The following is a 3,574-nucleotide window of genomic DNA, read 5'->3' as shown; positions in this document are numbered from 1 at the left end:
AAAGCATCAGGTGGCGTACGTAATTTAGAAGATTTCAATAAAATGGTTGAAGCAGGTGCGACACGTATTGGTGCGAGCGCAGGCGTTCAAATTATGCAAGGTTTAGAAGCAGATTCAGATTACTAATATATATAAAATTTGGGAGTGATAGCTATGACAAGACCATTTAATCGTGTACATTTAATCGTAATGGATTCAGTAGGTATTGGTGAAGCGCCAGACGCAGCTGTTTTTAAAGATGAAGGTTCACATACTTTAAGACATACCTTAGAAGGTTTCGATCAAACTTTACCAAACCTTGAAAAGTTAGGTCTAGGGAACATCGATAAATTACCAGTAGTAAATGCAGTTGAACAACCAGAAGCATACTATACTAAATTGAGTGAAGCTTCAGTTGGTAAAGATACAATGACTGGTCACTGGGAAATTATGGGATTAAATATTATGCAACCTTTTAAAGTATACCCTAATGGATTCCCTGAAGAGTTAATTCAACAAATTGAAGAAATGACAGGTCGTAAAGTTGTTGCTAACAAACCGGCATCGGGTACGCAAATTATCGATGAGTGGGGCGAGCACCAAATGAAAACTGGTGACTTAATTGTTTATACAAGTGCAGACCCAGTATTGCAAATTGCTGCACATGAAGACATTATCCCATTAGAAGAGTTATATGATATTTGTGAAAAGGTTCGTGAGTTGACAAAAGACCCTAAATATTTAATTGGTCGTATTATCGCACGTCCATATGTTGGTGAACCAGGAAACTTTACACGTACATCTAATCGACATGACTATGCGTTAAAACCATTTGGTAAAACTGTCTTAGATCATTTGAAAGACGGTGGTTATGATGTTATTGCCATCGGTAAAATTAATGACATTTATGATGGTGAAGGTGTAACAGAAGCGGTTCGTACGAAGAGTAACATGGACGGTATGGATCAATTGATGAAAATTGTTAAGAAAGATTTCACAGGTATTAGCTTCTTAAACTTAGTAGACTTTGATGCATTATACGGTCATCGTCGTGATAAACCAGGTTATGCACAAGCAATTAAAGATTTCGATGATCGCTTGCCAGAACTGTTTAGCAACTTAAAAGAAGACGATTTAGTAATTATTACAGCAGACCATGGTAATGACCCGACAGCGCCAGGTACGGACCATACGAGAGAATATATCCCAGTAATTATGTACAGTCCGAAATTTAAAGGTGGTCATGCACTAGAAAGTGATACTACATTCAGTTCTATCGGTGCAACTATAGCAGATAATTTCAACGTAACATTACCAGAGTTCGGTAAAAGTTATTTAAAGGAATTGAAATAGAATAAATTTAGATATTATAAAAACAGCAGTGAAGTTAACTATAACAATAGTTTTCTTCACTGCTGTTTTTATTATAATAGAGAAACGTGACGGTAGGACCTCTTATTTAGGAGTATCCTGATTTAATGTTAAACAATACGTTTTCGGATTGAACCGGAAATTAAATCGACAATTGCGACCATTAGTACTAAACCGATTAATATAATACCTACACGGTCCCAAGAACGTGTTTGAATGGCAAATATGAGTGGTGTCCCGATACCACCAGCCCCAATTAGCCCCAGTATAGAAGCTGAACGTAAGTTTAGTTCAAAGCGATAAAGTATGAGTGATAGAAAGGCAGGCATAATTTGTGGTATGACTGCAAATACGAGTGTTTTAATCTTATTCGCACCACTGGCCTTTAATGATTCTACAGCACTGAAATCTAGACCTTCAATATCTTCAGCTAAAAGTTTCCCAAGCATACCTACAGAATGGATACCTAAAGCTAATACACCTGAAAATGAACCTGGGCCAACAGCTTTGATAAATATAAGTGCCATTACAATTTCTGGGAAGACACGTATAACACTTAAAATAAATTTGCTAACACCTGAAACCGGGCGTAACTTTACCATATTATTTGCACCTAAAAATGCTAATGGAATACAGATAATTGCGGCGATGAAAGTACCTACAACGGCTATCGCAAAGGTTTCAAGTAAACCACGTAATAAGTCTTCGCCATCTGGTATATAGATATAGCTGATGTCAGGATGGAATAATCCGCTGAATATGGATTTTAAGATTTCTAATGATTTACTTTTAAGTTCTAAACTTGGTACACCTGCAAATGCCCAGATGATAATAGCTAAGACGACAATTGCAATAAGCCATCTTTTAATCAATTTTCGTTTGTGTGCTTTTGTGTGAACATTATATTTTGCTATTTCCTGTGTCATGCGAGATGTGCCCTCACTTTCGTACTGATGTAATCAATGACGACGACGATAACTAAAGTAAATAAAATAATCGTTGCTGTTTTTGGATATTGAAATAAACCAAGTGTTTGATCATAAAACAATCCAATACCGCCAGCGCCGACTAATCCAAGCACAGCTGAAGCTCGTATATTTACTTCAAATGCATATAATACGTATGACATAAATGACGATATGGCTTGTGGTACAACACCGAAAACAATCCATTTTATTTTATTAGCGCCAACAGCCGTCATTGCTTCCATTGGACCTGGATCTATCGTTTCCAATGATTCATATAATAATTTTCCAATAATACAGATAGTTAAAATAAACAATGCTAATATCCCTGGAATTTGACCGATTCCAAATACAGCCACAAAGATTGCTGCTAATAACAAATCTGGAATAGTACGAACTATATTTAAAATAAAGCGCGAGGGTATTGAAATCCACTTTTGATGAACGATATTGCTAGCACATAATAACGCAATTGGTATTGAAACGATGCTACCTAATACTGTACTTACGATAGCCATTCGAATGGTATCTAACATTGGCGTTGTAATTTGTTGTAAATACTCGAAATCAGGTGGAATCATTTGTTTGAATAGATCACCTATTTGAGGTATTCCTATCATTAAATCTCCAAAATTAAACCCCGTATAAATGAAGCTCCAAATGATAAGCACAATGATTAACATGAAGGTAAAACTCGTTTTTAAAGAAACCTTTTTCTTTAAAAGGGAGTCATACTTTGTAGGTGTTTCTAAAGGCATGTTAGTTCACTCCTAGCTTTTCATCTTCTTTAATTGTACGTCCATATATTTCACTAAATACGTCATCTGTTGCTTCAGATGCAGGACCATCATAGACAACCTCACCATCACGTAAACCAATGATGCGTGTGCCATATTCTTTTGCTAAGTCAACAAAATGTAAGTTAATTAAAATTGTGATGCCTAATTCTTGGTTGATTTTTCTTAAATCATCCATAACCTGTTTCGTAGTTAATGGGTCTAATGAAGCAACTGGCTCATCTGCAAGAATAATTTCAGATTCTTGGCATAGTGCACGTGCAATAGATATACGTTGTTGTTGACCTCCTGATAATTCATCAGAGCGTTGATTATATTTATCTAAGATGTTGACCCGTTCTAGTGCATCCATTGCTTTAATTTTGTCTTCTTTTGGGAATAAACCTAATACCATTTTCCAAGTAGGGTGATAACCTACACGTCCACTTAGTACATTTCGTAATACACTTGACCGTTTAACTA

4 protein-coding genes and 1 pseudogene are annotated in these 3,574 nt (G+C 36.0%); 2 read left to right on the top strand and 3 right to left on the bottom strand.

What is annotated here, in order from left to right; genetic code table 11:
• A pseudogene (locus IDG60_RS08995) lies at positions 1-126 on the top strand (deoxyribose-phosphate aldolase); the annotation flags it as partial.
• A 27-nt stretch (positions 127-153) separates the two neighbouring features.
• Positions 154-1,332: a phosphopentomutase gene (gene deoB, locus IDG60_RS08990; RefSeq protein WP_000197811.1), complete on the top strand. Its 1,179-nt coding sequence runs from the start codon at positions 154-156 to the stop codon at positions 1,330-1,332.
• Positions 1,333-1,460: 128 nt separating this feature from the next.
• Here deoB and phnE (IDG60_RS08985) read toward each other — a convergent pair whose 3' ends face one another.
• From phnE (IDG60_RS08985) to IDG60_RS08975, 3 genes are all read right to left on the bottom strand, one after another.
• Positions 1,461-2,276 (bottom strand): phosphonate ABC transporter, permease protein PhnE, encoded by an 816-nt coding sequence (gene phnE / locus IDG60_RS08985; RefSeq protein WP_000191092.1) that lies wholly within the window; start codon positions 2,274-2,276, stop codon positions 1,461-1,463.
• Positions 2,273-3,073, bottom strand: a complete 801-nt coding sequence (gene phnE, locus IDG60_RS08980) for a phosphonate ABC transporter, permease protein PhnE (RefSeq protein ID WP_001127863.1) — start codon at positions 3,071-3,073, stop codon at positions 2,273-2,275. Before phnE (IDG60_RS08980) ends, phnE (IDG60_RS08985) begins: the two co-directional genes overlap by 4 nt.
• Before the next feature lies 1 nt (position 3,074).
• A partial coding sequence (locus IDG60_RS08975; RefSeq protein WP_206160630.1) for a phosphonate ABC transporter ATP-binding protein occupies positions 3,075-3,574 on the bottom strand: 500 nt, incomplete at its 5' end.

It is taken from the genome of Staphylococcus sp. EG-SA-2, assembly GCF_017152085.1.
Note: the sequence above shows the minus strand (reverse complement) of the source record. Positions and strands in the feature narration are given on the sequence as shown.